Annotated in this window: 21 protein-coding genes, 5 pseudogenes and 1 riboswitch (1 of these 27 running past the window's edge); of the genes and pseudogenes, 23 read left to right on the top strand and 3 right to left on the bottom strand. The window is 51.6% G+C overall.

From position 1 onward, the window contains the following. Positions 1 to 62 precede the first annotated feature (62 nt). The 8 genes and pseudogenes from RJD28_14225 to RJD28_14190 all read left to right on the top strand — a co-directional run bounded on the left by RJD28_14225 (position 63) and on the right by RJD28_14190 (position 9,672). A complete protein-coding gene (locus RJD28_14225) occupies positions 63 to 446 on the top strand; it encodes a hypothetical protein (protein WNV57390.1) in 384 nt (127 codons plus the stop codon). Between the two features lie 299 nt (positions 447 to 745). Continuing rightward, a pseudogene (gene hisA, locus RJD28_14220) lies at positions 746 to 1,530 on the top strand (phosphoribosylformimino-5-aminoimidazole carboxamide ribotide isomerase). A 298-nt stretch (positions 1,531 to 1,828) separates the two neighbouring features. Continuing rightward, positions 1,829 to 2,356 (top strand): ribosome-associated translation inhibitor RaiA, encoded by a 528-nt coding sequence (gene raiA, locus RJD28_14215; GenBank protein ID WNV57389.1) that lies wholly within the window; start codon positions 1,829 to 1,831, stop codon positions 2,354 to 2,356. A gap of 433 nt (positions 2,357 to 2,789) precedes the next feature. Continuing rightward, positions 2,790 to 5,357 carry a preprotein translocase subunit SecA gene (secA, locus tag RJD28_14210; protein ID WNV57388.1) on the top strand — a complete coding sequence of 856 codons (2,568 nt, stop codon included), beginning with the start codon at positions 2,790 to 2,792 and terminating at the stop codon, positions 5,355 to 5,357. 31 nt (positions 5,358 to 5,388) lie between these two features. After that, positions 5,389 to 6,517: pseudogene (prfB, locus tag RJD28_14205) on the top strand (peptide chain release factor 2). A 257-nt stretch (positions 6,518 to 6,774) separates the two neighbouring features. Beyond that, a complete protein-coding gene (locus RJD28_14200) occupies positions 6,775 to 7,218 on the top strand; it encodes an ACT domain-containing protein (GenBank protein WNV57387.1) in 444 nt (147 codons plus the stop codon). A 5-nt stretch (positions 7,219 to 7,223) separates the two neighbouring features. Next, a pseudogene (locus RJD28_14195) lies at positions 7,224 to 8,436 on the top strand (homoserine dehydrogenase). 27 nt (positions 8,437 to 8,463) lie between these two features. Then, positions 8,464 to 9,672 (top strand): aspartate kinase, encoded by a 1,209-nt coding sequence (locus RJD28_14190; GenBank protein ID WNV57386.1) that lies wholly within the window; start codon positions 8,464 to 8,466, stop codon positions 9,670 to 9,672. Positions 9,673 to 9,789: 117 nt separating this feature from the next. Here RJD28_14190 and RJD28_14185 read toward each other — a convergent pair whose 3' ends face one another. The 3 genes from RJD28_14185 to RJD28_14175 form a co-directional block, all read right to left on the bottom strand. Beyond that, on the bottom strand, positions 9,790 to 10,746 hold the full coding sequence (locus tag RJD28_14185; GenBank protein ID WNV57385.1) for a LacI family DNA-binding transcriptional regulator: 957 nt from the start codon (positions 10,744 to 10,746) through the stop codon (positions 9,790 to 9,792). Positions 10,747 to 10,755: 9 nt separating this feature from the next. Then, on the bottom strand, positions 10,756 to 12,195 hold the full coding sequence (locus tag RJD28_14180; protein ID WNV57384.1) for a Na+/H+ antiporter NhaC family protein: 1,440 nt from the start codon (positions 12,193 to 12,195) through the stop codon (positions 10,756 to 10,758). Positions 12,196 to 12,311: 116 nt separating this feature from the next. Beyond that, positions 12,312 to 13,793, bottom strand: a complete 1,482-nt coding sequence (locus RJD28_14175) for a Na+/H+ antiporter NhaC family protein (protein ID WNV57383.1) — start codon at positions 13,791 to 13,793, stop codon at positions 12,312 to 12,314. A gap of 296 nt (positions 13,794 to 14,089) precedes the next feature. On the opposite strand from RJD28_14175, the gene RJD28_14170 reads away from it, so the two are divergent. The 15 genes and pseudogenes from RJD28_14170 to ispD all read left to right on the top strand — a co-directional run. Continuing rightward, entirely contained in the window at positions 14,090 to 16,243 is a 2,154-nt protein-coding gene (locus RJD28_14170) for a Tex family protein (GenBank protein ID WNV57382.1), read from the top strand. Positions 16,244 to 16,407: 164 nt separating this feature from the next. Next, a riboswitch (FMN riboswitch) is annotated at positions 16,408 to 16,526 on the top strand. A gap of 190 nt (positions 16,527 to 16,716) precedes the next feature. Continuing rightward, entirely contained in the window at positions 16,717 to 17,316 is a 600-nt protein-coding gene (locus tag RJD28_14165; GenBank protein ID WNV57381.1) for an ECF transporter S component, read from the top strand. 324 nt (positions 17,317 to 17,640) lie between these two features. Continuing rightward, entirely contained in the window at positions 17,641 to 18,342 is a 702-nt protein-coding gene (locus RJD28_14160; GenBank protein ID WNV57380.1) for an ABC transporter ATP-binding protein, read from the top strand. After that, positions 18,335 to 18,631, top strand: a complete 297-nt coding sequence (locus RJD28_14155; GenBank protein ID WNV57379.1) for a hypothetical protein — start codon at positions 18,335 to 18,337, stop codon at positions 18,629 to 18,631. The genes RJD28_14160 and RJD28_14155 overlap by 8 nt, the downstream gene beginning before the upstream one ends. Continuing rightward, the gene (locus RJD28_14150; GenBank protein WNV57378.1) at positions 18,589 to 20,097 is read left to right on the top strand and encodes an efflux RND transporter periplasmic adaptor subunit; all 1,509 of its coding nucleotides are present in this window, start codon (positions 18,589 to 18,591) and stop codon (positions 20,095 to 20,097) included. The genes RJD28_14155 and RJD28_14150 overlap by 43 nt, the downstream gene beginning before the upstream one ends. Before the next feature lie 29 nt (positions 20,098 to 20,126). Continuing rightward, positions 20,127 to 20,747 carry an ABC transporter permease gene (locus tag RJD28_14145; protein ID WNV57377.1) on the top strand — a complete coding sequence of 207 codons (621 nt, stop codon included), beginning with the start codon at positions 20,127 to 20,129 and terminating at the stop codon, positions 20,745 to 20,747. After that, a complete protein-coding gene (locus RJD28_14140) occupies positions 20,744 to 21,364 on the top strand; it encodes an FtsX-like permease family protein (protein WNV57376.1) in 621 nt (206 codons plus the stop codon). The genes RJD28_14145 and RJD28_14140 overlap by 4 nt, the downstream gene beginning before the upstream one ends. Positions 21,365 to 21,506: 142 nt before the next feature. Next, complete coding sequence (locus tag RJD28_14135) at positions 21,507 to 22,022, top strand: YcxB family protein (GenBank protein WNV57375.1); 516 nt, start codon at positions 21,507 to 21,509, stop codon at positions 22,020 to 22,022. A gap of 13 nt (positions 22,023 to 22,035) precedes the next feature. Continuing rightward, positions 22,036 to 22,473, top strand: a complete 438-nt coding sequence (gene tsaE / locus RJD28_14130) for a tRNA (adenosine(37)-N6)-threonylcarbamoyltransferase complex ATPase subunit type 1 TsaE (protein ID WNV57374.1) — start codon at positions 22,036 to 22,038, stop codon at positions 22,471 to 22,473. Continuing rightward, positions 22,470 to 23,175, top strand: a pseudogene (gene tsaB / locus RJD28_14125) (tRNA (adenosine(37)-N6)-threonylcarbamoyltransferase complex dimerization subunit type 1 TsaB). The gene tsaE and the pseudogene tsaB overlap by 4 nt, the downstream one beginning before the upstream one ends. Then, complete coding sequence (gene rimI, locus RJD28_14120; GenBank protein WNV57373.1) at positions 23,168 to 23,620, top strand: ribosomal protein S18-alanine N-acetyltransferase; 453 nt, start codon at positions 23,168 to 23,170, stop codon at positions 23,618 to 23,620. The pseudogene tsaB and the gene rimI overlap by 8 nt, the downstream one beginning before the upstream one ends. A gap of 163 nt (positions 23,621 to 23,783) precedes the next feature. Continuing rightward, positions 23,784 to 24,032: a hypothetical protein gene (locus RJD28_14115; protein WNV57372.1), complete on the top strand. Its 249-nt coding sequence runs from the start codon at positions 23,784 to 23,786 to the stop codon at positions 24,030 to 24,032. A 24-nt stretch (positions 24,033 to 24,056) separates the two neighbouring features. After that, positions 24,057 to 24,968 carry a ribonuclease Z gene (locus RJD28_14110; GenBank protein WNV57371.1) on the top strand — a complete coding sequence of 304 codons (912 nt, stop codon included), beginning with the start codon at positions 24,057 to 24,059 and terminating at the stop codon, positions 24,966 to 24,968. 18 nt (positions 24,969 to 24,986) lie between these two features. Then, positions 24,987 to 26,010 (top strand): annotated as a pseudogene (gene tsaD / locus RJD28_14105) (tRNA (adenosine(37)-N6)-threonylcarbamoyltransferase complex transferase subunit TsaD). Between the two features lie 59 nt (positions 26,011 to 26,069). Beyond that, a protein-coding gene (gene ispD / locus RJD28_14100; protein ID WNV59632.1) for a 2-C-methyl-D-erythritol 4-phosphate cytidylyltransferase crosses the window boundary here: on the top strand, positions 26,070 to 26,250 show its start. The gene runs 491 nt beyond the window's last position; the window shows 181 of its 672 coding nt (coding positions 1-181); the start codon lies at positions 26,070 to 26,072; its stop codon lies beyond the right edge, outside the window.

Genomic DNA, 26,250 nt, shown 5'->3' with positions numbered 1-26,250 from the left:
ATATTATCAGCAGGAGACAGCGCACACGCTGTTTTACATCTATTCGTAAAGGAGAACGATTTATGAAAAAATGGAAGAGCCTGCTGCTGGTATGCATGCTTATTTTTGCCATTGGCATGGTTACGGCCTGTGGTCGTTCCAACAACAGTGGTAATCAGACGGAAAACGGAACGGAAAATACAGGCACGAACACGGAAGCGCCGGTGGACGAGACACCGGATATGAACGGAGCTGTTGACGGGGACGGCGCTGTGGAGGAGCAGATGCAGGAAGATACGATCCCGGATAACGGCGGCACCGGCAGTGGAATGGGTGCCACCAGCGGCCCGGAGGACACCGGCCTCATTGAGGAGACCGGGGATGCGCTGCAGCGCGGCGTGGATGACATGACCGATGGCGTGAAAGATATGTTGGATCCCAACGACGACAGCCAGAACAATCCGTAATACAGATCGAAAGGGCATTCTGCGATAGAAAGAGTGCCCTTTCTTCAAAATTTATGCATGCACTATGCGAAAGTCTGCGCTTGTCTGAGATCTTGGCGTTGCCAGGTGCCAGTGGCGCTTGTTCAGCAACGATTGGAATAAAGTGCAGGAATCATAAAAAAGGGCAGCAGCAGGATGCGGCCTGCCTTTATAAATGCGCAGAAATGTACATAAAAATAGATGTATATGAGAGTAGTTATACACAAGAATAAATATACGCAGGAACAGACGTATACAAGAATGGGTTGGAGGAACAGAAGATGAGATTTCGGCCATGTATCGATATCCATAATGGAAAAGTCAAACAGATCGTGGGAGGAAGCCTGAAGGATCAGGGCGACCGGGCAGCAGAAAATTTTGTATCCGAGATGGACGGCGCCTACTATGCCGATTTTTATAAAAAAGACGGTTTGAAAGGCGGCCACATCATTTTGCTGAATCCGGCATCCTCCCCTATTATGAGGCAACGAAGCAGCAGGCGCTTTTGGCACTTAGGGCGTATCCTGGCGGCTTTCAGCTGGGCGGCGGCATTACCCCGGACAATGCGAAAGCATTCCTGGATGCAGGGGCCAGCCATGTGATCGTCACGTCCTATGTTTTTCGGGATGGGAAAATCAGCACGGACAATCTGCGCCGGATGCTGGACTGTGTGGGGAAGGAACATCTGGTGCTGGACTTGAGCTGCCGCAAAAAGGACGGCGCCTACTATGTGGTGACGGATCGTTGGCAGAAATTCACAGAGACGAAGGTCACAGCAGACACGCTGGAATGGCTCCGGGACAGCTGCGCGGAATTCCTCATTCACGCGGTGGATGTGGAGGGCAAAGCCTCCGGCATTGAGGTGCCGCTGGTGGAGCTGCTGGCCGATATGGACAATTTTCCGTGTACATATGCGGGCGGTGTGGGCAGCTTCGAGGATTTGGCCCGGTTAAAGCAGGCCGGACGGGGGAAGGTAGATGTGACCATTGGAAGCGCCCTGGATCTGTTTGGCGGGAAAATGCCGTATCGGGAAGTGCTGGAATACATAAAGAAAGCAGCTGATTAACAAGATACAGTTCACCCGCGCCATTCGCAAAATCGCATCTTCGATGCTCTCCGCTGCTGCACAGCTCATTTTTGCTCAGACATTGGCGCTCCCTTTGTACATTTATGCAGACAGATTTTCATGCAAGCACGAAATCTGTCCACATGAATGTACAAGTGAACTGTAAGATCAATTATTAAAAAATACTTAATTTATCCGAAAATTATTGCAATTTATCTGGGATATGGTATAATTAGAACATAACAGAGGACGCGACAAAGATCTCTGTTGTAATCCAAAGGAAAAGGGGTTGGACAGTATGCGTTTTACGATTAGCGGAAAAAACATAGATGTAACGGAGGGCTTGAAGGCCGCGGTTACAGACAAGCTGGGAAAGCTTGAGAAATATTTCACTCCTGATACAGAGATTATCGTCACACTCAGTGTGGAGAAGGAACGGCAGAAGATCGAGGTAACGATCCCCGTGAAGGGCAATATGATCCGTTCCGAACAGGTCAGCAACGACATGTACGTTTCCATTGATCTGGTGGAAGAAGTCATCGAGCGTCAGCTGAAGAAGTACAAGAAGAAACTCATCGACAAGAAGCAGAGCGCAGTCAGCTTCAACAAAGAGTTCATCGAGAAAGACTACGACACCGACGACCACATCGAGATCATCAGAAGAAAAAGCTTCGGCATGAAGCCCATGTATCCCGAGGACGCATGCGTACAGATGGAACTTCTGGGACACAATTTCTTCGTATTCCGCAATGCAGAGAGTGATGAAGTTTGCGTCGTTTATAAGAGAAAAGGCAACACCTACGGTCTCATCGAGCCGGAGTGCTAAGAACCATCGGTTGAGCGGCTGGAATAGCCGTTTTCCGGTTTTACTTTATGGATCAGCCGGATGAGTAGCTAAGGAGCAAAAGTTCCATATAAGAGATAAGAAATAACTACAGACAGGCGTGTTTCTTCCTATATAAAAGGAGGGGATGCGCCTGATTTTTATATGTAAGCCTATTATTTCATTTGCACCACCGGAAAGCTTATAAAATTCCGCAATGCCAGCATCGGGATACAGTGCCGCTGTATCCGATGCGGCGTGCATTCGCAGAGGCTATCGCAAATCAATTCGTGCGAGGAATAGAAAACGAGGCGTGTCACAGGACGCTCCATAGTTAGTTCTTGTGTTTGACGAACAAATGCCGTATAATATACTTTGACTTGAAATCGCTATTACCTTTTGTATAGTATAGGAAGAAACAGGAGAACAAAGATTTATGAAATTATCAGAGAAACTGTTTGGTACACACAGTACGAGAGAGTTGAAACGGGTGTATCCTATCGTGGATAAGATCGAAGCACTTCGCCCGGAGATGACTGCACTCACTGATGAGGAACTGAAAGGAAAGACGAAAGAGTTCAAGGATCGTCTGGCCAACGGAGAGACGCTGGACGACCTGCTGGTGGAAGCCTTCGCCGTTGTCCGGGAAGCTGCCCGCCGGGTGCTCGGCATGGAGCATTACCGGGTACAGCTCATCGGCGGCATCATCCTGCATCAGGGGCGAATCGCAGAGATGCGTACCGGTGAAGGTAAGACCCTCGTATCCACTCTTCCGGCTTACTTAAATGCCCTGGAAGGCAAGGGCGTCCACATCGTGACGGTCAACGACTATCTGGCACACCGTGACGCAGAGTGGATGGGCGCTGTTCATGAATTCCTGGGGCTGAAGGTGGGCTGCGTGCTCAACTCCATGGAGAAAGACGAGCGCCGGGAAGCGTACAACTGTGATATCACTTACATTACCAACAACGAGCTGGGATTTGACTACCTGCGTGACAACATGGTCATCTACAAGGCACAGCTGGTACAGCGCGGCCTTCACTACGCCATCATCGACGAGGTGGACTCTGTCCTCATCGACGAGGCCAGAACCCCGCTGATCATTTCCGGTCAGAGCGGCAAGTCCACGAAGCTGTATGAGGTGTGCGACATTCTTGCCCGTCAGCTGGAGAAGGGCGAGTACCGGGAGCTGTCCAAGATGGACGCCCTCATGGGTGAGATGGTAGAGGAGTCCGGCGACTTTGTGGTCAACGAGAAAGATAAGATCGTGAACCTGACCGAGTCCGGCGTGAAGAAGGTGGAGGATTTCTTCCACATTGAAAACCTGGCAGACCCGGAGAATCTGGAGATCCAGCACAACATCATTCTGGCGCTGCGTGCCAACTACCTGATGTTCCGTGACCGGGACTATGTGGTGCAGGATGACAAGGTCATGATCGTCGATGAGTTCACCGGCCGTATCATGCCGGGCAGACGGTATTCCGACGGCCTGCATCAGGCCATTGAGGCGAAGGAGAAGGTACAGGTGAAGCGGGAGAGCAAGACGCTGGCTACCATCACCTTCCAGAATTTCTTTAATAAATATGACAAAAAATGCGGTATGACCGGTACGGCGCAGACCGAGGAAAAAGAGTTCCGTGACATTTACGGCATGGACGTCATCGAGATCCCCACCAACCGACCGGTACAGAGAAAGGATCTGCACGATTCTGTATACAAGACGAAGAAAGAAAAGCTGCGTGCGGTTGTCCGTGACATCAAGGAGACCCATGAGACCGGTCAGCCGGTGCTGGTGGGCACCATCAATATCGATGCTTCCGAGGAACTGAGCCGGATGCTGAACAGAGAAGGCATTCCACATAAGGTGCTGAACGCCAAGTTCCATGAGCTGGAGGCAGAGATCGTCAAGGATGCCGGTGTGCACGGCGCCGTGACCATTGCCACCAATATGGCAGGCCGTGGTACGGATATCAAGCTGGACGATGCAGCCAGAGAAGCCGGAGGATTAAAGATCATCGGCACTGAGCGTCATGAGTCCAGACGTATCGACAACCAGCTGCGCGGACGTTCCGGCCGTCAGGGAGATCCGGGATGCTCCAAGTTCTACATTTCCCTGGAGGACGATCTGATGCGCCTGTTCGGTTCCGAACGTCTCATGTCCGTCTTCAATGCACTGGGCGTGCCGGAGGATGAGGAGATCCAGCACAAGATGCTGACCGACGCCATCGAGAAAGCCCAGATGAAGATCGAGAGCAACAACTTTGGTATCCGTAAGAACCTGCTGGAGTACGACCAGGTCATGAACGAGCAGCGTGAGATCATTTACGGTGAGCGCCGCAGAGTGCTGGACGGCGAGAACATGCGGGACGTGATCTACAAGATGATCATGGATATCGTGGAAAATGCCGTAGATACGTGTATTGCCGAGGATTCTGACCCGGAGGAGTGGGATTTCACAGAGCTCAACGAGCTGCTGCTGCCCATCATTCCGCTGCCGCTCATCACCCGCGAGGCAGCAAAGGGCATGTCCAAGAACGAGCTGAAACAGGATCTGAAGCAGAAAGCCGTTGTTTTATATGAAGTAAAAGAAACCGAATTCCCGGAGCCGGAGATGATCCGTGAGGCAGAGCGCGTGATCCTGCTGAAAGTCATTGACCGGAAGTGGATGACCCATATCGACGATATGGAGCAGTTGCGGCAGGGCATCGGCCTGCAGGCATACGGTCAGAGAGACCCGCTGGTAGAATACAAGCTGAACGGCTATGAGATGTTCGATGCCATGACAGAGAGCATCCGGGAGGATACCGTGAAGCTGCTGCTGCATCTGAAGATCGAGCAGAAGGTAGAGAGGGAAGAGGTTGCCAAGGTAACCGGCACCAACAAGGATGAGACCGGCCCCCGGGTGCCGAAAAAGCGGGAAAACGCCAAGGTTTACCCCAACGATCCGTGCCCGTGCGGAAGCGGTAAGAAATACAAGCAGTGCTGCGGCAGAAAGCAGATTTAAAGAAAATCAGAAAAAAAGGATGTGATTTCGCGTGGTAGAATTAGATAATTTTAAAAGCATTCTGAATTCCTATGAAAGTCCATTAGCGGAAGTGAGGGATTCACTTTGACCTCGCTAACAAGGAAAAGCGGATCGAAGAATTAGAAAGAGAGATGGAAGCGCCGGGATTCTGGGACGATACCGAGCGCTCCCAGAAATACATGGTGGAGCTCAAGAGTCTCAAGGATGACAAGGAGACGTATGAGCAGCTGGAAAGCCAGTATGAGGACATTGCCACACTCATCGAGATGGGGTATGAGGAAAATGACGCCTCTGTCATCCCGGAGATCGAGGAAATGCTGCAGGAATTCATCAGCACCTACGACAATATCCGGATGAAGACGCTGCTGTCAGGCGAGTACGATGCCTGCGGTGCGATCCTGACGCTGCATGCCGGGGCAGGCGGCACAGAAGCCTGTGACTGGGCAGCCATGCTGTATCGGATGTACTGCCGCTGGGCAGATGCCAAGGGCTACAGCGTGGAGGTGCTGGACTATCTGGACGGCGACGAGGCGGGCATTAAGTCCGTCACCTTCCAGGTCAACGGCGAGAATGCCTACGGTTACCTCAAATCCGAGAAAGGCGTTCACCGGCTGGTGCGGATTTCGCCGTTCAATGCGGCGGGCAAACGGCAGACCTCCTTTGTTTCCCTGGATGTGATGCCGGACATTGAGGAAGATCTGGATGTGGATATCGACGAGAAGGATCTGCGGATCGACACGTACCGTTCCAGTGGTGCGGGCGGTCAGCACATCAACAAGACCTCCTCGGCCATCCGTATCACCCACCTTCCCACAGGCATCGTTGTCCAGTGTCAGAATGAGCGTTCCCAGTTCCAGAACAAGGACAAAGCCATGCAGATGCTGAAAGCCAAGCTGTACTTGCTCAAGCAGCAGGAAAACGCAGAGAAGCTTTCCGGTATCCGCGGCGAGACGAAGGAGATCGGCTGGGGCAGCCAGATCCGCTCCTACGTTATGCAGCCATATACGATGGTGAAGGATCACAGAACGGGAGAGGAGTCCGGTAACGTGCAGAGTGTGCTGGACGGCAACCTGGATCCGTTCATCAATGCCTATTTGAAATGGATCAGTTTAAAAAACAGTGCGCAGGAAGAGAGCTAAAAGCTCATAATCGCAGTTCCACGCGCCATTCGCAAAATCGCATCTTTGATGCTTTCCGCTGCTTTGCAGCTGATTTTTGCTCATGAAATGGCGCTCGTCTCGCATATTTTCTAGGACAGATTTTTATACGAGTATGAAATCTGCCCATAGAAATATGCGGGTGAACTGTAAAAAACAGTTGCGCGCTGTTTTTATTTGTGTTAATATCTTTCGTGAAAAAACAAGTGTATCCCCAGGACAAACAGAAGGCGGTTATTATGTCAGAAAAGAAAAAGTATTATGTGGTGACGGGCAAGGCAGTGCCGGAAGTATTGCTGAAAGTGGTGGAAGCCAAGAAGCTTCTGGATGCGGAGAAGGTGCTGACCGTGCAGGAGGCTACCGACCAGGTAGGCATCAGCCGGAGCTCATTTTACAAGTATAAGGATGATATTTTCCCGTTTCATGAGAATGCCAAGGGACGGACAATTACGATGATGATGCAGATGGATGATGAGCCGGGCGCCTTATCAGAGGTGCTGGGCAAGGTGGCGGAATACAACGCGAACATCCTTACCATCCACCAGAGTGTTCCAATCAACGGAATCGCTTCGCTGACGATGAGTATTGAAGTCCTGCCTACGACAAAGGATCTGTCAGAAATGATGGAACAGATGGAGTCTCAGAAAGAGATACATTATGTAAAAATACTAGCCAGGGAGTGAGCATTATGATTCAGGTAGCAATCATGGGATATGGAACCGTTGGTTCCGGAGTAGCAGAAGTCATTCACACGAACCGGGAGGGCATCAAGAGAGAACTGAAGGAAGACATGGAAGTAAAATACATCCTCGACCTTCGCGATTTCCCGGGAGACCCTGAGGAGAAAAAAGATCGTCCATGACTTTGATATCATCGTCAACGATCCTGAGATCGACATCGTGGTAGAGACAATGGGAGGCGTGCATCCGGCATATGAGTTTTCCAAGCGTGCGCTGGAGGCCGGTAAGAGCGTTTGCACCTCCAATAAAGAGCTGGTGGCATCCTGCGGCGCAGAGCTGCTGGAGACAGCCAAAGAGCACAACGTGAACTATTTTTATGAGGCCAGCGTTGGTGGTGGCATTCCGATCATCCGTCCGTTAAACTATGCGCTGACCGCAGAGATCATCGAGGAGATCACCGGTATCCTCAATGGAACGACCAACTACATCCTGACCCGCATGAAAAATGAGGGACTGGATTTTGCAGAGGTGCTGAAAGCAGCCCAGGATCTGGGTTACGCAGAGAAGAACCCGGAGGCAGACGTGGAGGGCTATGATGCCTGCCGCAAGATCGCTATTCTCTCTTCCCTGGCTTTCTGTCATCAGGTAGATTACAAGGACATTTATACCGAGGGAATCACGAAGATCACTGCTACGGATATCAAATATGCCAACGTGATGGGCAGAAGCATCAAGCTGCTGGCCTCCGGGCGCAGAGACGGAAAGAACGTCTATGCCATGGTGGCACCGTTCATGATCGACAGCCAGAACCCGCTTTATATGGTAAATGACGTTTACAACGGCATTCTCGTGCGCAGCAACATGCTGGGGGAGACGATGTATTACGGCAAGGGCGCAGGCAAGCTTCCCACCGCCAGCGCAGTGGTGGCAGACGTCATCGACGCAGCCCGTCATAAAGGAACGACAGCCAAGTTCCTCTGGGACAAGAGCAAGCTGCAGGTGGCAGATATCAAACACTGCAAGAACCGTTTCTTCGTCCGCATGGAGGGCAGTCGGGAGGAAGTGCTGGCAAAAGGTGCCGCATATTTCGGCGCTGTGGAGCCCGTGGCATCCGTTGTGGCAGGCGAGGCAGCATTCGTTACCGGAGAGATGGAAGAGGCAGCCTTTGAAGAAGCAGCCAAGAAGGCCGGCGGCATCATCGGCCGGATTCGTGTCAAATAAATCAAGGGTAGAAACGAGGAGGAAGCTATGCTTATTGTGAAAAAATTCGGCGGCAGCTCTGTTGCGGACAAGGACCGCATCTTTAATGTGGCAGAGCGCTGCATCGAGGATTATAAGAAAGGACACGACATCATCGTGGTACTTTCTGCCATGGGAAAGACGACAGACCGTCTCATCGCCCAGGCACAGGAGATCAACCCCCTGGCACCCAAGCGGGAAATGGATATGCTGCTGGCCACCGGCGAGCAGGTGTCTGTGGCCCTGATGGCCATGGCCATGAACTCTCTGGGGGTTCCGGCGGTATCCCTCAATGCGTTCCAGGTACAGATGCACACTACATCCACCTACAGCAATTCCCGGTTTAAGAGAATCGACTGCGACCGGATCCGCCATGAGCTGGACAACCGCAGAATCGTCATCATCACCGGATTCCAGGGCATCAACAAATATGATGACTTTACCACACTGGGCCGGGGCGGCTCCGATACGACGGCTGTGGCGCTGGCAGCAGCCCTGCACGCAGACGCCTGCGAGATCTACACCGATGTGGAAGGTGTGTACACCGCAGACCCGCGCATCGTGCCCAACGCCCGCAAGATGAAAGAAATCTCCTACGATGAGATGCTGGAGCTGGCTTCTCTGGGAGCAAAGGTGCTGCACAACCGCTCAGTAGAGCTTGCGAAAAAATACGGAGTACAGCTGGTCGTACGCTCCAGCTTAAACAGAGCACCGGGAACGGTGGTCAAGGAGGGAACACATATGGAAAGAATGTTAGTAAGCGGCGTAGCCGTAGATAAAAATACAGCAAGAATTTCAGTTATCGGCCTGAAGGATGAGCCGGGAATTGCCTTTAAGCTTTTCAACCTGCTGGCAAAGAACAAGATCAACGTAGACATGATCCTGCAGTCCGTTGGCCGTGACGGCACCAAGGACATCTCCTTTACGATCCCGCGTCTGGATGCCAGAGAAGTGAAGGATATCCTGGAGGACAACAAGAACCGTATCACAGCCCAGAAGGTAGAGTGCGAGGAGAACATTGCCAAGGTATCCATCGTCGGCGCCGGCATGATGTCCAACCCGGGCGTGGCTGCCAAGATGTTCGAGTGCCTGTATAACGTAGGGATCAACATCAAGATGATATCCACCTCAGAGATCCGTGTTTCCGTCATCGTGGATGAGAAGGAAGCAGACAGAGCCCTGCAGGCTGTGCATGACTCCTTCGGACTGGAAGATTAAAAATCGTATATGAAATATAAAAGCGGCGAATTCAGAAATCACGCAATCCGGAATACCGGATGATGCGGGTGACGGATTCGCCGTTTTTTTTCGTGATTTACCAGAGAAAATGACAGATTAAGGTTCGCTTTCAATGGCAAGAGCTTGCATATCGTGATCCGGGTTTTGCAGACCATCCACCAGAAGGCTGGCTGTGTATTGTGCCAGGGAAGTCAGAGGAACCCGAATTTTGGTACAGCGTGTGGTTAGATATCGGTCGAACTGTGTATCACCCAGATAGAAAACATCCAGAGATTCAGGAATTTTCAATTCTCCTGTTACTTTATCCTGAAAAACATCCCAGATGGCATCGGAACCAAAAGCGCACAGTGCGATGGAGTGGTTGCTTTGCACCAGCACATCAAGTTTTGCTGCTGCATTTTCTGTGCGGACAAAGCTGGCGTTTTCAGCAGGAAAGTCTGTAGAATCCAATGCAGAACGGAGCATTCGATACTGTTCTTCTTCTGAGTAAAGATAATTTGGATTGGTGAGAATCAGCAGGTGCTGTTTGCGCTTTTTTATCATACCGAATAAATGAGAAAGAGAATGTTCCATATGAACAGCAATGGTGTCAGCAAAAGGAACCGCTTCATTTGCGCCGATGATAATCATTGGAATACCGGATGGGACAATTCTCGGAATTTTGGGAACCACATCCGGAGATACAAGCCAGATCAGGCCGCCGGCAATGCCGTTACACAGCATGCGGATGGCAGAGGTATCATCGTTTTCCTGAAGATCCAGGCTAAGAACCAGCATATGGTATCCCTGGCTTTTTAATTGTTCTTCGCACATTTTTATGACAGACATATAGTAAGGGGAGGAAAGATTGGGCGTGATAAAGCCGATGAGATTGCTTTTCTTATCCTTCAGCCCTTTTGCCAGCAGATTAGGCGCATAGTTTAATTCCTGGATCGCTTTGTTGACCTTATCTCGTGTGGAATCTTTTACCTTTTTGGTGCCGGTAAGTACATAAGATACTGTCGCGATGGATACACCGGCCCGCTCCGCGACATCTTTGATGGTTACACTCATATTGTTCTCCTAAAATAAAATATTTTGAAACCGATAGTCATCATCCAGCTGTTGATCCCGTTTTCGTCCAATGCCGGTAATGGCAGAGAAGAGAAAAATACCTCCGATGAAAAAAGCATGAATGGTAAATGGAATCAGAGATACCGGATTCGTAATTACCGGGCACCAGCTGTAGGTTTGCGCCACAAGAAGGCTGGTAGCGCAGAATACCATACCTGGCCCTCCCCATGGCATTGTGTAGCTGAACATTGCCTGGATGGCATCTGAAAAGTTTGCCGTACGGTATAATGACAAATCATATTTGTCTGCGATGCCCTTCATAATAGGCCCGGCAATGATCTGGGAAGCAACCGTACTGCACAGAGCCAGGGAAGACAGGGCGATGACACAGCAATTGATCAGCTCCGCCTGTTGCGTGGAGTGGATATTCTCTTTGATTTTTTCCAGAATTAGATCAATTGCGCCGCTGGCGGTCATAATATGAGATAAAGCATAGGAAAGAAAAATAAAAATAATCAGACCAGAAAAACCGCTGATTCCATCCACAACAGAACCTGTCGCTGTGCCGTTTTCGAATTTTAAAACGTCACTGATTTTCAGAAGCCCGGTTGGAATTCCAATCGAAATTGCCAAAATACCGCCTGCGGTCATGGATAGAACAAGGTTGACACCTTTGATAGCCAGAACAACAACCAGCGTGGCGGGAAACAGCATAATTAGCCCCCGCGGATTGGCTGTGGCAAGCAGCTGCTCGTAGGTGGTATTGGAAACATGAATATTGCCTTCCAGAAGAAACCCAAGGATTGTATGAATGGCAAGAGAAAGGCTTCCGGCTGTCAGTGTATAGGGAATTCGGCTTCGCATAACCCCGGGAATATCAACACCCATCGTGGCAGTGGCAACAATGGTGGTATCGGAAATGGGAGACAAATTATCGCCGAAGCAGCCACCACTGATGATGGATCCGCCGAGAACCAGCGGATGGGCTCCAAGTGCAATCCCGGCAGGATAAAGAAGGGACGTCATCATAAGAACTGTACCGCTTCCTGTGCCGGTGGAGGTGGAGTAAATACAACTTAAAAGAAAGGACAGTGCGATAAACCATCCGCTTTTCAGATGCGTTACACCACCCAGCCAGATCAGCCCGCTGGTAAGTCCGGACACTTTCAGGATTCCTGCAAAAATCCCACTGAAAATCCAGCAGAAAATTACAACTGTGATCAGATCTGTGGATGTGCCTTTAATAATAGAATAAAAACATTCCTGAGGGCTTTTGGCAAGAAGCAGGCAGAGTACCACGCAAAAGGCGGCAATGACCCAATATGCCTGGAAAGTAGCATATCCAGTGCAGGCAAGAAGAAAACAACCCGTAAGGAAAGTACCAAAAGGAATGATACTGATCAGGGGTCCACCGTGAAATTCCAGATAATCTTTCTCCTGTGTGTTCATAAAATCCCTCCGCTCATATAACAGCATTATAGCATAAGAAATGAAAAAACAGAATAAGACGAGGACATCCCGCAGGGGGATGCCTTCGTCTTGAAGAAGTAAAAAAGGATCGGTTTTTATTCCATGGTATTGAAATATTCCTCTGTATATCCCAGATTTTTGATGTCCATACGCTGGTCAAATTTCCGACCGATGCCGGTAATGGCACATACGAGAAATACAAGACCGATGGCAATTCCGTAAATACCGCAGAAGAACAGTTTGGCCGGAGAGGTAAGTACCGGGCACCATCCATAGGCGGAATTGGCAATCAGTGAGGTTGCGCACATGGTCAGGGCCGGGCCGCCCCAGGGCATTGTGTAACTAAACATTGCCTGTACTGCATCGGAGAAATTGGCAATTCGATAGTGAGACAGGTGATATCTGTCTGCAATTTCCAGCATAACTGGTCCGGCAACAATCTGAGAAGTGATATTGTTGCAGAGCCCAAGAGCAGATAGGGCAATGCATACCCAGCAGGCGATTTCCGCGCCAACCTTTGTTTTGACGAAACGTTTCTCCAGCTTTTCCAGAAGCAGTGTCAGCGCGCCGGATGCCTGCATCAGATGAGCCATTGCAAAAACAAGGAAAATCAGAATAATCATGCCATACCATCCGGTAATGGCATCTGTGATCGTGCCGCCTACGGTGCCTGCAACGGTATCAATGGATACTAGGCTGGCAGGACTCATCAGGCCGGTAACAATACCGAGCACAATGGCAAGAATTCCGCCATAAGTCAGAGCTTCAATCAGCGTCCGTCCTTTCAGTGCAAGAAAAACTATCAGAGCCGCCGGGAGAAGCATGATCAGCCCCTTGGGATGTGCCTGTGTTACGATACTGGTATATTCGGTCTCGGAAATGTTCACGGCATTGGTGCTTAAGGCGCCGCCCACGGTTACAATGATGAGGGTAATGAATCCGGCCACCAGGGTATAAGGCATGCGGTTTTTTACCAAACCGGACACGTCTACGCGCATAGTTGTGGCAGCGGTAATGGTAGTGTCGGAAATGGGAGCAAGATTATCTCCGAATCCGCCGCCGGAGATAATGGCTGCGGCCATCCACCATGGGTCTGCACCGAGAGCAACACCGGCAGGATACAGAAGAACGGTCATGGCGGCAACTGTACCGGATCCTGTTCCCGTTGCAGTAGAGTAAATGCAGGAAACAAGGAAGGTGAAACCGACGAACAGACCACCGGTGAGACCGGTGTTAAGTCCAAGCCAGATCAGACCGTTTACCAGACCGGATGCTTTCAGAATGCCGGCAACAGCACCAGACCAGAGCCAGCAGAAGACAGCAGTGGTCAGAAGCGGGGATGCGGTTCCACGGCAAATCTCATCGAAATATTTCAAAGGATCCTTACAGAGCCACATACCGATGATAATACAGGCGATGGCGACGAGCCAGAAGCCTTCTACAGTTGCAACGTTGAAGATTGCCAGTCCGAATGATCCGAGAACAAACAAAAGAAACGGAACAAGACTGGTATATACGCCGCCGCGAAATTCCAGGGCGGGAGCTTTTTGCGTCTGCTTTGACGATTCACTTGACATAGGAATCCCTCCATTATAATTGTTGGTAGATATTACAACGAACTATTTATATGCGCATATCAGTTATCTAAACGTTTAACTAGAGTTTAAACGTTTAACCATTTAGATACAATGATGTATGTTTGCAGCTTGCTATAAAAATCTTGCTGTGCAAAATGCACAAATTATCACTTATAGATAAGATTTCTTATACAAAAAGGTGAAAATCTCCACTGTTAAAATTAAAGTAGAAAAGCTTTCTTTCGCCGGGGCGGAATGGTATAATAGAAAAACTGACAGGAAGGATGGAAGTATTTATGGATATGATCAAAACACTGGCCCAGGAGCTTTCGATTAAGCCCTGGCAGGCAGAAGCTGCCGTAAAACTGATCGACGAGGGAAATACGATTCCCTTTATTGCAAGATATCGAAAGGAAGCCACCGGCGAGCTCAACGACGAGGTGCTGCGTGCGCTGGGAGAGCGGCTGACGTACCTGCGCAATCTGGAAGATAAGAAGCAGCAGGTGCTGTCCAGCATTGAGGAGCAGGGAAAACTGACCGAAGAGCTGAAGCAGCAGATCGAGGCTGCCCAGACAATGGTGGTGGTGGACGATCTGTACCGGCCGTTCCGGCCCAAGCGCAGAACCCGTGCCATGATCGCCAGGGAAAAAGGACTGGAAGGGCTGGCCAACGTGATCCTGCTCCAGATGACGAAGGAGCCGCTGGAAAAAGAGGCGGAGAGCTATATTTCCGAGGAAAAAGGCGTGGCCTCTGCGGCGGAGGCGCTGGCCGGAGCGAAGGATATTCTGGCGGAGAGCATTTCGGATGAGGCAGACTACCGGATGCACATCCGAAAGCTGACGTTTCAGAAGGGCATGCTGACTTCTGCAGCGAAAGACCCCGGGCAGCAGTCGGTTTACGAAATGTATTATACCTATGAAGAACCGGTGAATAAGGCGGCAGGCCACCGGATTCTGGCGCTGAACCGCGGAGAAAACGAGAAGATCCTGACGGTGAAGATCGCGGCACCGGAGGACGATATCCTCCGTTATCTGAAAAAACAGATCATCACGAAGGACAATCCGGTGACGGCGCCGGTGCTGGAAGAGGTCATCGAGGACAGCTACAAGCGTCTCATTGCGCCGGCCATCGAGCGGGACATCCGTAACGAGCTGACGGAGAAAGCCGAGGACGGCGCCATCCGTGTCTTCGGCAAAAATCTGACCCAGCTGCTCATGCAGCCGCCCATTGCAGGCAAGGTGGTGCTGGGCTGGGATCCGGCGTTCCGTACCGGCTGCAAGCTGGCGGTGGTGGATGCCACCGGAAAAGTGCTGGATACGACTGTGGTGTATCCCACAGCGCCCACCACGGAGAAGAAGATCCGGGAGGCCAAGGACACCGTGGAAAAGCTCATCCGCAAATACCACGTTTCCCTCATTTCCCTGGGAAATGGCACGGCGTCCAGAGAGTCTGAGCAGGTCATCGTGGATCTTTTGAAAGAGATCAACGAGCCGGTTTCCTATGCCATCGTCAATGAGGCAGGGGCATCGGTGTACTCTGCCAGCAAGCTGGCCACAGAGGAGTTCCCCAACTTTGATGTGGGCCAGAGAAGTGCGGCATCCATCGCCCGCCGTCTCCAGGATCCGCTGGCGGAGCTGGTAAAGATCGATCCCAAGTCCATCGGCGTGGGTCAGTACCAGCATGACATGAACCAGAAGAAATTGAGCGAAGCCCTTACCGGCGTGGTGGAGGACTGCGTGAACCGGGTAGGCGTGGATCTGAACACCGCCTCTGCCTCCCTGCTGGAGTATATTTCCGGCATTTCCAAGCCCATCGCAAAAAATATTGTGGCGTACCGGGAGGCCAATGGCCGATTCACCAACCGCAGACAGCTGTTAAAAGTGGGCAAGCTGGGGCCGAAGGCTTTTGAACAGTGCGCAGGATTCCTTCGCATCACCGGCGGGGACAATCCGCTGGATGCCACCAGTGTGCACCCGGAGAGCTATGATGCGGCTACAAAGCTGCTGTCCAAGCTGGGTTACAGCCCGGAGGGTGTGGAAAAAGGCAATCTGACCGGCATTGTCATGCTGGCGGGCCGCAGCAAAAATCTTTCCAAAGAGCTGGAGATCGGCGACATCACCCTGATGGACATTGCCAAAGAACTGGAAAAACCGGGACGTGACCCGAGGGAAGAGATGCCCAAGCCGATTCTGCGCACAGATGTGCTGGAAATGAAGGATCTGAAGCCGGGCATGATCCTGAAAGGCACTGTCCGCAACGTCATTGATTTCGGCGCCTTTGTGGACATCGGCGTCCATCAGGACGGCCTGGTGCACATTTCCCAGATGACCGATCGCTACATCAAGCATCCGCTGGAAGCAGTCAGCGTAGGCGACATCGTGGAGGTTAAGATCCTGGACGTGGATCTGCAGAAAAAGAGGATCTCTTTGACCATGAAGTTAGGCAAATAGTTCACTCGTACATGTATATCATGAGCAAAAATGAGCTGCGCAGCAGCGGAGAGCATCGCAGATGCGGTTTTGCGAATGGCGCGAGTGAACTGTAGCTCGCTCGTATGTGCGTATGCTGTAGTTGACAACTTGGAAAAAATAGCGTAAGATAAATACAAATAGTACAGGTTCTTCGGGGCAGGGTGCAATTCCCGACCGGCGGTGACAGTCCGCGACTCGCGCAAGCGATTGATTTGGTGCAATTCCAAAACCGACAGTACAGTCTGGATGAGAGAAGAGCGTGGAGCATTTGCGTTGTGATGGATTTACGGGCACTGCGTCTGGCAGGCTCGTACAAGTGATCGACAGAACGCAGATATTACCCATGTTGATTCGCCCCGGTGGAACGCCGGGGCTTTTCTTTTGCCAAAATTTATCAGGTGGATGAAAGAAAACTGAGGAACCCGTCACAAAATCATGAGGAGATGGGACATATGAGAAGTGAAAAAACAAGAACAATGGTAGAGATCGCCATGCTTTCAGCAATCGCAGTGGTACTCATGTTATTTGAGTTCCCGCTGCCTTTTATCGCACCGCCGTTTTATGAGCTGGATTTCAGCGAGGTGCCGGTGCTCATCGGTGCATTTGCCCTGGGGCCCTGGGCCGGCGTGATCATCGAGGCCATCAAGATCCTGCTGAACCTGGTCATCAATGGAACGATCACCGCTTTTGTCGGCGAGATCGGCAACTTTATCATCGGTGTGGCGTTTGTCCTTCCGGCAGCGCTGATCTACAAGCATAAGAAATCCAAGAAAACTGCCATGATCGGTCTGGCCACCGGCGGCATCATCATGATCGTTGCCTCCTGCTTTATCAATGTATTCATTCTGCTTCCGGCCTACGGCAAGGCATTTGGCATGCCGGTGTCTGCGTTTGTGGATATGGCGGCAGCGATTCATTCCTCCATCAACAGCATGGCAGGCTTTGCACTCCTGTGCGTGGCACCCTTCAATCTGCTGAAGGTGGTGTTGGTGTCCGTGATCACCATGCTGCTCTACAAGCACATCAGTCCGATTCTGAAAGGAAGAAGATAATTTTCATAATGATTGCTGAAAAATACAGCAGATCCCCTTTTTGCGGGTTTGTTCTGAAAAACGGAACCAACCTGTAAAGAGGGGATCTTTTTTTATTTGAATTTAGAAAATCTTAAGAATTGTGCAAGGAAGTCCTAAAGAAATTTTTCTTATAGTCAGATGCGGATAGAGAACAGTCATATTCATACAGGCAGGTTTTTTATGTCATAAAAATTGTCTGCAAAAATAAATGGATATGGAGTTGACAAATAAAACTATTTATCTTATTGTATTAATGTAATAATACAGGTGAAAAGAGTGTGTAATGACGATGGAGGCAGGGGAATGGGACTGATTACGATCAAAGATATGTGTAAGATTTATAATCCCGGAGAGAACGAAGTGCGTGCGCTGGATCATGTGAACCTCACCATTGACCGGGGGGAATATGTGGCGATCATCGGGCATTCCGGCTCGGGAAAATCCACACTGATGAATATGCTGGGCTGTCTGGATGTGCCCACCAGCGGCAGCTATTACTTGAACGGGCAGGATGTTTCGCGGATGACAGACGATGAGCTGTCGGACATCCGCAATGTGGAGATCGGCTTTATTTTTCAGGGCTTTAACCTGATCGCCAATCTGACAGCCATAGAAAATGTGGAGCTTCCGCTCATTTACCGGGGCGTGCCCAAGGCAAAACGCCGGGAGCTGTCGGTGGCAGCGCTGAAAAAGGTGGGACTGGCGCATCGGATGAATCACAAGCCCAGCCAGATGTCGGGCGGCCAGCAGCAGCGGGTAGCCATTGCCCGGGCCATTGCAGCGGAACCGCCGGTGATCCTGGCGGATGAACCCACCGGTAACCTGGATTCCGCATCCACGAAGGAAATCATTGCCATTCTGGAACAGCTGCACGATTCCGGCAGGACGGTGGTCATCATCACCCACGATGACGAGATCGCGGAGCAGGCGGCCCGCCGGGTGCGGATCAAAGACGGAAGAGTGGTACTGGATACAAAATATGAGGAGGAAAAACAGCATGCTTGATCAGGAAAAACGGGAGGCAGAGCAGAAAACGGCACAGAGCCGGAATATAGAGGAACAGTCGGTGGAAGCAGGGAAGACAGCTGCCGGGGAAAACGGCAAAGGAGCGGAAATGCAGAAAGAGGAACCGGCAGAAAAGAATGACCAGGAAACGTCTGTTGCCGCTTCGGAACAGGAGAAAACCGGAAAGAAGAGAAAGAAAAAAAAGCGAAACAGGCAGAGACAGCCAAAGATCTGCCGGAAACGGTCATGCCGCCGAAGAAACGGAAAAAGAAGATCAAAAAATGGATGATCGTGGCAGCGATCATTGTCATTCTTCTTGTGGTCAATATCGCCACGAAACTGCTGCGGCCCGCAAGTCTGCCGGCGCTGGCAGGCAGCTATGCCCAGACCGGAGACGTGGAGCAGACGCTGGATACCAGCGGATATGTGTCCAGTGAGGTGGAAGAGACAGTGTTCTCCCCAGTGACGGCTTATGTGTCCAGCAGTGTGCTGGAGGAGGGGCAGCCGGTGACTGCCGGAGAGAAAGTGGTGGAGTTCGATACCGAAACGCTGGAAAAAGCGGCGGAGCAGGCAAGACTGACGAAGGTGGCCAGCGCTTACGGTTATCAGGATACGATCCAGAAAGCCAACAAGAACGACCAGGATCTGGCCAATGCCAACACTTCCATTGATATTTTGAATCAGCAGATCGACGATCAGAAGAGCTATATCGCGGACATTCAGAACGAGATCAAAAATAAGCAGAATGAGGCGGCCAGCCAGGCGGCAGAGCAGACGAAGCCCATCTCAGATCGAAACATTGAAATCGAGAATAAAATCCGGGAGCTGCAGGATCAGATCGATCATCCGACGGAGACGACAGATACCAATGCCATCAATGAAGAATTGAGCAAATTGTATCAGGAAAAGACAGAGAATGACAAAAAGCTCTCCGCTCTTACCGCTTCCGCCGGTGTGGATACTTCTTCCCAGGAAGCGAAACTGGCAGACGCCCAGGAGCAGCTGGCCAAATGGCAGGCAGATCTGGCAGAATATGAAGGAAAGAAATCCTCTGCGGAGGCAGGACAGATGTCCGGCAGTGCCAGAGCCCAGCTTTCTACGAATCAGAAGCTGGAAAGCCTGACGGCAAGCACGGCGGCAGAATCCTTGGAAAAAGCAAAGGAAGGCATCACCGCCGACCGAAACGGTGTGGTGACAGACGTGCAGATTGTGGACGGCTCCCCGGTGAGCGAGGGCGCGGCCCTGTTTAAAATTTCTTCTCTGGATGACGTGAAGGTAGATATTTCCGTGACAAAATACAATCTGGAGAGCATTGCCCTGGGGCAGAAAGCGGACATCACCGTGGCCGGAAAATCCTATCAGGGAACCGTGTCCAAGATCAACCGGATCGCCACAAAAAATGACTCCGGCACACCGGTGGTGGGTGCCCAGATCCATATTGACAATCCGGATGCAGAGCTTTTCCTGGGGGTAGAGGCCCGGGTCAGCGTACACATGGCGAAATCCGAGGGTGTGGTGCTGGTGCCGGTAGAAGCCGTGAACACGGGCACCTCCGGTTCCTTCTGTTGGGTGATCAACAGTGAGGGCGTGGTGGAAAAACGAACCGTGGAGACCGGCGTTTCCTCCAGTGAATACACGGAGATCACCTCCGGCATTGCCAGCGGGGAGTATGTGATTTCTGATGCTTCCGCAGAGGCGCTGGAGGGAAGCAAGGCAGCACCGGCAGTGGATGGCACCACAGCCGCACTCCAGTAAGCGGCCGAACCGCAGGAAGGAGCAGGTATATGGCACAATTACTGGAATATATCAAGATGGCGCTGGAAAATATCCGGGCTAATAAAGGAAGATCCATCCTGACCATGCTGGGCATCATCATCGGTATTTCCTCGGTGATCATGATTATTTCTATCGGAAATGGTTTTCAGGATCAGATCAATGATCAGTTAAACAGTATGGCCGGCGGACAGGTGGCGATCTATGTATCAGACGATGGAAAGGGTGACGAATATAACATTACAGAAGCTGATATGGAGGCCATCCGCGAAAAAGTAAGCAATGTCCGGGGCGTGGTAGATAACTGGAATCTGGCAGGTACCGCCCTGTCCCCCAAGGGGGATTTTGATGCTATGGTCACGGCGGGAAACTGGGATCTGGAAAAATACGATCAGAAAGCGGTGATCCGTGGAAAATATTTTACAAAAGAAGATTATTATAACAGCAACAAGGTATGCGTCATCAGCCAGAATGATGCGGTGCGTCTGTTTGGTACCGATGATGTGATCGGTATGACACTGGAACTGACGATTTCCAATGTGACCCAGGAGATGACCATCGTAGGCATCACAGAAAGTGAAAAAAAACGCGAGTGGCATGATGTCTATGGGGTATATGTCAGACCAGGGTGACGCTGTCGATACCGGCAACCGTTCTGGAGGAGGGATACGGATATTATCTGGGAGAGGGATCCTACTCGGTAATCATTATGTGCCAGAGTGCAGAGGATTCCCGGCAGGTGCTCACCGATTCCCTGCGGCTTCTGGAGGCCAGGCACCAGTGTCAGGGACAGGGCGTTTATATGACGCAGAACGCCGCAGATGAGATTGACCAGATCAATGATATTCTGGGCATGATCACGGCATTTATCGTGCTGGTAGCGGCCATTTCCCTTCTGGTGGGCGGCATCGGCGTTATGAATATCATGCTGGTATCTGTGACGGAGCGGACAAGAGAGATCGGTATCCGCAAAGCGCTGGGGGCGCGGACAGGTTCCATTTTGCTGCAGTTTCTGTCGGAGTCTGCCATCATTACCCTGCTGGGCGGACTCATCGGTATTATCCTGGGGCTGCTGGGCGCTTACGGTATCTGCTCTTTGCCCATGCTTGGCTTTGCGCCGGGCGTGCGGATCACGACCATTCTCATTGCTACCGTTTTTTCTTCCAGTGTGGGAATTTTCTTCGGTATTTATCCTGCCAGAAAGGCGGCAAAAATGCATCCCATTGATGCGTTAAGACAGAACGGATAAGCAGGGCTTCAAGGGAAATCAGGTTGTCATAAAGAAGACAGTGTGCTATAATGCGTTTTATATAGCACGCTGTTTTTTGATTTCACCGGAAATGGATTTCGGCGGGATTTTGATGAAACAGAGGATGATAAGGAGAGAAAATATGGAGAAAAAACCGGAAGTTCGTTTTAAAGTGGATGTCGTGATCACGGAGGAGACCCTGCGGGATTATCTGATGCAGCGCACGTATTCCAATGCGGGAATCATCATTCCGACATTATTTGGTATCGGATTTTTATATCTGGCAGTGACCAAGTGGGGACAGGTGGACATGGTACAGTGGGGCGCTTACCTGCTGTTCGGCCTGATTTTCATTTTCGGTGTGCCGATCAATGTGTGGTCCCGGTGCAGAAGGGATGTCAGAAGAAACAAGTCCCTGCAGAGACCGGTGCCCTATTTCCTGGATGACGAGGGCATTTACTACGGAGAGGGCGAGCGGGACGTGCTGCCCTGGAACAAGATCCATCATATCATTTCTTCCAAGCGCAATGTGATCGTTTATGCAACGCCCAAGATGGCTTTCTTTTTCCCGAAGGAATGTATCGGCGAGGATTACGAAGAGATGACGAAGTTCATTACGGGAAAGATGGAACCCGGACGCGCAAAATTTGCAAAATAAGGACAGAAGATCGATGACGATAGAGAGTTTCAGCCCGGAAGATACCTTTGCCCTGGGAAAAAGCATCGGGGAAAAGGCACAGCCGGGACAGATTTACACGCTGGAAGGGGATCTGGGCACCGGGAAAACCGTGTTTACCCAGGGACTGGCTGCGGGCCTTGGCATTACGGAGCCGGTGAACAGCCCCACGTTCACCATCGTGCAGGTGTACGAGGAGGGACGGCTGCCGCTGTACCATTTTGATGTATACCGCATTGGCGATATCGAGGAAATGGATGAGATCGGCTACGAAGATTATTTTTATGGAGAAGGGGTCTGCCTCATTGAGTGGGCAGGGCTGATCCGGGAGCTTCTTCCGGACAGGCGGACGACAATTCGGATCGAGAAGGATCTGGAAAAAGGCTTTGACTACCGGAAGATTACGATCGAAAGTGAGGGCGAATGCAGATGAAGCTGCTTGCGCTGGACAGCTCGGGGCTGGTGGCCTCGGTGGCTGTCGTGGAAGATGATAACATGCTGGCTGAATACACAGTTAATTATAAGAAGACTCATTCCCAGACGCTGCTGCCCATGCTGGATGAGATCGTCCGCATGACGGAACAGGATCTGGGGACAGTGGATGCCATCGCGGTGGCGGCAGGGCCGGGCTCTTTTACCGGGCTGCGGATCGGCTCCGCCACGGCCAAGGGACTGGGGCTTGCGCTGGACAAGCCTCTCATTGCTGTGCCTACGGTGGACGCGCTGGCCTTCAATTTATATGGAAGCAGCGCCCGCATCTGCCCCATCATGGACGCCAGAAGAAGTCAGGTGTATACCGGTGTGTATACCTTTGCGGGAGACGAATTCCGGGTACTTTCTCCCCCAGCGGCCCCAGGCGGTGTCCGATCTGGTGGAGGGGCTGAACGCCGGTGAGGGAGAAGTGATTTTCCTGGGAGACGGCGTGCCGGTATATCGGAAAACCATCGAAGAGCAGATGAAGGTGCCGTTCCGGTTTGCACCTGCGCACTGCAACAAGCAGCGGGCGGCCTGCGTGGCGGTGCTGGGCATGCGGTATTTCCGGGAAGGAAAATATGAGACGGCGGCGGAGCATGCGCCGGATTACTTAAGACCTTCTCAGGCAGAACGGGAACGGGCGGAAAAAGAACATGCATGAGACAACCGATCGGGTGATCGTTCGCCCGATGACAGAAGAAGATTTGCCCCAGGTCGAGACCATTGAGCAGGAGAGCTTTTCCATGCCATGGTCTCTCGATGCATTCAGGAGCACCATCGCCCGGGAAGACACGATCTACATGGTGGCCTGTGAGGAGGACGAGATCGTCGGCTACTGTGGTATGTACGTCAGCTTCGATGAGGGCGAGATTCCCAATGTGGCGGTGAAGTCCACCAGCAGAAATCGGGGCACCGGAGAAAAGATGCTGGCCGTTTTGCTGGAATGCGCGGCAGCCAGAGGGGTGAGTTCTGTGTTCCTGGAAGTGCGGGAGAGCAACGGGGCGGCCAGGCGGCTGTATGGAAAGCTGGGCTTCCAAGAGGCTGGCATTCGGAAGAATTTTTATGAAAAACCCAGGGAACATGCTGTTATAATGTGGAAGAAGTGACAGCAACCACCACTGGGCAGATACGTATATTTTCGGTACAATTTATTTATAAGCAAAAATAAGCTGCGCAGCAGCGGAGAACATCGAAGATGCGGTTTTACGAATGACGTGGGTGAACTGTATGCATCATAGGTAAACCGCGGCGAGAATCGGGAGGAAAAGTATGCGAAAATATACAAAGAGCGGCGAATTGCTGCGGGCAGTGTGCAACTGCTGTGGAAAAGAACTGAAAGTGGAAAACGGAATCCTGAAAGAAGGGATTTTTTCGGCGGAAAATATCTGGGGATATTTTTCCGATAAGGATATGGAAGTGCATTCTCTGGATCTGTGTGAATCCTGCTATGACAGCTGGGTCAGCGGCTTTGCTGTCCCGGTGGAGGTGCAGGAGGCCACGGAGATCCCGGGGGTCTAACAGAAAGGAAAGAACAGAAAGAATATGATAGATGTATGCCTGCTTGGGACGGGAGGGATGATGCCCCTGCCCTATCGCTGGCTCACTTCTCTGCTGGTGCGTTACAATGGCAGCAGTCTGTTGATCGACTGCGGAGAGGGAACCCAGATTGCAATGAAAGAGAAGGGCTGGAGCTTCAAGCCCATTGATGTGATATGTTTTACCCATTACCATGCGGATCATATCAGCGGCCTGCCGGGGCTTCTGCTCACCATGGGCAATGCGGAGCGGACAGAACCGCTGACCATGATCGGCCCCAAGGGGCTGGAACGGGTGGTGACGGCGCTTCGGACCATTGCGCCGGAGCTGCCGTTTCCCATTCGGTTTTTGGAGATCAACGGTCTGGAGCAGACCTTTGCATTGAACGGTTATCGGCTGAAAGCTTTTCGGGTGAACCATAATGTCACTTGCTACGGCTACACGCTGGAGCTGGACCGGGCAGGCAGATTCCAGGCAGACCGGGCGAAGGAGCAGAACATCCCACTGGCATACTGGAACCGCCTGCAAAAAGGCGAGACCATCGAGGCGGAGGGGCGGATTTTTACGCCGGATATGGTGCTGGGCGCACCGCGAAAGGGCATCAAGCTGACCTACTGTACCGATACCCGTCCTACAAAGTCCATCGTGGAAAATGCTGCCGGATCGGATCTTTTTATCTGCGAGGGCATGTATGGAGAGCCGGGAAAAGAGGCCAAAGCCAGGGAATACAAGCATATGACCTTCAAAGAGGCGGCCGGGCTTGCCCGGGATGCGGCGGTGAAGGAGATGTGGTTGACCCATTACAGCCCGTCGCTGGTGCATCCGGAGGATTATATGGGCGACGTGAAGAAAATTTTCCCGATGGCGTCTGTCTGCCGGGACGGACGGACAAAGGAACTGGATTTCGAGGAAGAATAGACGGGAGATAGAGAGAAAATGGAAAAAGATATTTATATACTGGCGATCGAGAGTTCCTGTGATGAGACTGCCGCAGCGGTGGTAAAAAACGGGCGCACTGTGCTGTCCAACGTCATTTCTTCTCAGATTGCCCTGCACACCTTGTATGGCGGTGTTGTGCCGGAGCTGGCGTCCAGAAAACATATCGAGAAAATCAACCAGGTGATCACCCAGGCACTGACAGATGCGGACGTGACGCTGGATGATATGGATGCCATTGCTGTGACCTACGGTCCCGGCCTGGTGGGGGGCGCTGCTGGTGGGCGTGGCCGAGGCGAAGGCCATTGCCTATGCGAAGAAAAAGCCGCTGGTGGGCGTACATCATATCGAGGGACATATCTGTGCCAATTTTATCGAAAACAAAGAACTGGAGCCGCCGTTTATCTGTCTGGTGGTGTCCGGCGGCCATACCCATCTGGTGGTAGTGGAAGATTATGGAAAATACAAGATCCTGGGAAGAACCCGGGACGATGCGGCGGGAGAAGCCTTTGATAAAGTGGCCCGTGCCATTGGCCTTGGGTATCCCGGCGGCCCGAAGATCGACAAGATTTCCAAAGAGGGCAATCCGGAGGCGATCACCTTTCCCCGGGCAAAAGTGGGCGATTCCGAGTATGATTTCAGCTTCAGCGGGCTGAAATCCTCTGTGTTAAACTATCTGAATTCCTGCCAGATGAAAGGCGAGGAGATCAACCGGGCAGACGTGGCGGCCTCCTTCCAGAAAGCGGTCACCGACGTGCTGGTGCAGAATGCCATGCACGGGGTGAAGGCGTATGGGCTGAACAAGCTGGCCATTGCAGGTGGCGTGGCTTCCAACAGTGCCCTGCGTGCAGCCATGAAAGAAGCCTGTGAGAAAAACGGGGTGGAGTTCTACTATCCGTCCCCGATCTTTTGCACAGACAATGCGGCCATGATCGGTGTGGCCGGTTATTACGAATATATGGCCGGCGTGCGTAGCGGTCTGGATCTCAATGCGGTGCCCAATCTGAAGCTGGGAGAGCGGTAGGAGGAATAACGGTGGAAAAGGTAACGGCGATTGTTCTGGCGGCGGGTGCGGGAAAACGGATGCACAGCGCTGTACGCAAACAGTATATGTTATTGTGTGGCAAGCCCGTGCTCTATTATTCCCTCCGGGCATTCCAAGACTGCCCTTTTGTGGATGAGATCGTTCTCGTCATCGGACAGGATGAGATTGCTTACTGTCAGGAACAGTTCGTGGAGCAGTACGGTTTCTCCAAAGTGCACG

This window comes from Oscillospiraceae bacterium NTUH-002-81 (assembly GCA_032620915.1).
GTDB lineage: Bacteria > Bacillota > Clostridia > Lachnospirales > Lachnospiraceae > JAGTTR01.
Note: the sequence above shows the minus strand (reverse complement) of the source record. Positions and strands in the feature narration are given on the sequence as shown.

What these genes read in the sequence shown, in the direction of transcription:
- RJD28_14225 (WNV57390.1), top strand. Translation starts at nt 63, where the DNA reads ATGAAAAAATGGAAGAGCCTGCTGCTGGTATGCATGCTTATTTTTGCC.
- raiA (WNV57389.1), top strand. Translation starts at nt 1,829, where the DNA reads ATGCGTTTTACGATTAGCGGAAAAAACATAGATGTAACGGAGGGCTTG.
- secA (WNV57388.1), top strand. Translation starts at nt 2,790, where the DNA reads ATGAAATTATCAGAGAAACTGTTTGGTACACACAGTACGAGAGAGTTG.
- RJD28_14200 (WNV57387.1), top strand. Translation starts at nt 6,775, where the DNA reads ATGTCAGAAAAGAAAAAGTATTATGTGGTGACGGGCAAGGCAGTGCCG.
- RJD28_14190 (WNV57386.1), top strand. Translation starts at nt 8,464, where the DNA reads ATGCTTATTGTGAAAAAATTCGGCGGCAGCTCTGTTGCGGACAAGGAC.
- RJD28_14185 (WNV57385.1), bottom strand. Translation starts at nt 10,746, where the DNA reads ATGAGTGTAACCATCAAAGATGTCGCGGAGCGGGCCGGTGTATCCATC.
- RJD28_14180 (WNV57384.1), bottom strand. Translation starts at nt 12,195, where the DNA reads ATGAACACACAGGAGAAAGATTATCTGGAATTTCACGGTGGACCCCTG.
- RJD28_14175 (WNV57383.1), bottom strand. Translation starts at nt 13,793, where the DNA reads ATGTCAAGTGAATCGTCAAAGCAGACGCAAAAAGCTCCCGCCCTGGAA.
- RJD28_14170 (WNV57382.1), top strand. Translation starts at nt 14,090, where the DNA reads ATGGATATGATCAAAACACTGGCCCAGGAGCTTTCGATTAAGCCCTGG.
- RJD28_14165 (WNV57381.1), top strand. Translation starts at nt 16,717, where the DNA reads ATGAGAAGTGAAAAAACAAGAACAATGGTAGAGATCGCCATGCTTTCA.
- RJD28_14160 (WNV57380.1), top strand. Translation starts at nt 17,641, where the DNA reads ATGGGACTGATTACGATCAAAGATATGTGTAAGATTTATAATCCCGGA.
- RJD28_14155 (WNV57379.1), top strand. Translation starts at nt 18,335, where the DNA reads ATGCTTGATCAGGAAAAACGGGAGGCAGAGCAGAAAACGGCACAGAGC.
- RJD28_14150 (WNV57378.1), top strand. Translation starts at nt 18,589, where the DNA reads ATGCCGCCGAAGAAACGGAAAAAGAAGATCAAAAAATGGATGATCGTG.
- RJD28_14145 (WNV57377.1), top strand. Translation starts at nt 20,127, where the DNA reads ATGGCACAATTACTGGAATATATCAAGATGGCGCTGGAAAATATCCGG.
- RJD28_14135 (WNV57375.1), top strand. Translation starts at nt 21,507, where the DNA reads ATGGAGAAAAAACCGGAAGTTCGTTTTAAAGTGGATGTCGTGATCACG.
- tsaE (WNV57374.1), top strand. Translation starts at nt 22,036, where the DNA reads ATGACGATAGAGAGTTTCAGCCCGGAAGATACCTTTGCCCTGGGAAAA.
- rimI (WNV57373.1), top strand. Translation starts at nt 23,168, where the DNA reads ATGCATGAGACAACCGATCGGGTGATCGTTCGCCCGATGACAGAAGAA.
- RJD28_14115 (WNV57372.1), top strand. Translation starts at nt 23,784, where the DNA reads ATGCGAAAATATACAAAGAGCGGCGAATTGCTGCGGGCAGTGTGCAAC.
- RJD28_14110 (WNV57371.1), top strand. Translation starts at nt 24,057, where the DNA reads ATGATAGATGTATGCCTGCTTGGGACGGGAGGGATGATGCCCCTGCCC.